Origin of the sequence: Moorena sp. SIO4E2 (assembly GCF_010671945.1) — a bacterium.
Taxonomy (GTDB): domain Bacteria; phylum Cyanobacteriota; class Cyanobacteriia; order Cyanobacteriales; family Coleofasciculaceae; genus Moorena; species Moorena producens.
This window is the reverse complement of record NZ_JAAHIE010001394.1, coordinates 1-1,097: the sequence shown is the minus strand read 5'-3', so window position 1 is coordinate 1,097 and position 1,097 is coordinate 1. Positions and strand designations below refer to the sequence as shown.

The 1,097-nt window shown below is 40.9% G+C and carries 1 protein-coding gene and 1 pseudogene; both read right to left on the bottom strand.

Features of this window, described 5'->3' with window-relative positions:
* Nucleotides 1-93 (bottom strand): annotated as a pseudogene (locus tag F6K37_RS43950) (molybdopterin synthase sulfur carrier subunit); the annotation flags it as partial.
* 197 nt (nucleotides 94-290) lie between these two features.
* Nucleotides 291-1,097: RNA-guided endonuclease IscB (iscB, locus tag F6K37_RS43945; protein ID WP_287257420.1), on the bottom strand; the 807-nt coding region annotated here is incomplete at its 5' end.

Genomic DNA, 1,097 nt, shown 5'->3' with positions numbered 1-1,097 from the left:
AGGGGGAAATCCCAACTGGAGTTCTGGCAAGCCATAGGTTTCTTGATAGGCAGCAAAAAGCTTGACTGTAACGGTAATTGATGGTTCAGACATAGATTAATTTGGGTTCAAGCTCTTTTATTCTATTTTATTCTGTTTTATTATATTTGGTTCTGTTTAATTTTAGTCTGCCTGGCTAGACTGATACCCTTGGCACTATACTTGACAAAATTAGATCGAAGTAAATAGATGCACCGTCATGATCACAGCAGGTAAGTTTAGGACAGCTATTACAAGGCAAGTTCCGGTATTTATTGACAAAAGCCGTAAGTGTATCCATCTTTTCGGTGTATTGCCGATATATCTTGAGGTTTACAGCTTTTGTAGCCTTTCATTCCTAACGGGGTAAATCCAAAACTTCCTTTACTTCTGGGAGTAACTTTGCCTATCCCTAGTTTTTGATGTTTGGCTATGTCTCCGGTTACCCAGCCTTTAATCGGCTTCAATGGGTTATGTCTAATGGGGTAGCCGTACTTGTTGAGTGCCGCTTTTTGCCTTCCTCCTTGCCCAAAGCAGGTTACTAGAAGAGGTTGAGAGGTTATCAAAGTTAAAGTCTCAATATCCCCAACACAAGCGGCATCAATCCAGTGCTGTTTAGGGAGTCCTAGCTTCGTTCGGTTGTACTTAGTTTGTGCTCCCGTCCCAGTTACTACTGGTCTTACACTTTGGAGCATTTTTACTAGCTTTTTACGGGTTGCATTAACCGCCGCCGCATCCTTTAATGGCTGTTTAGCTTTAGTCTTAATCTTCTGAAGTAGACTTGGCTTATTTTTTAGAAAATCTTCTATAGGCTTATTTCCTTTTCGTTGGTTGCACTTTTCGCAAGCCAAACAAAGATTACTTACGCAATCGCTTCCTCCTTTCGATTTTGGATGGATATGTTCAATCTGCAAGGGGACATTTTGCTTTCCACAATAGGTACATTCCCTTTCCCATTTTTCAAGCAAATACTCTCTGACTTCATAGCCAGCTAGTTCCCCCTGCTGATACTCAACGCCACTAATTTCTGGATTCTGCATTTTTTGGGTATCAAACTTAACTAGATCGGAGTGTTTAGC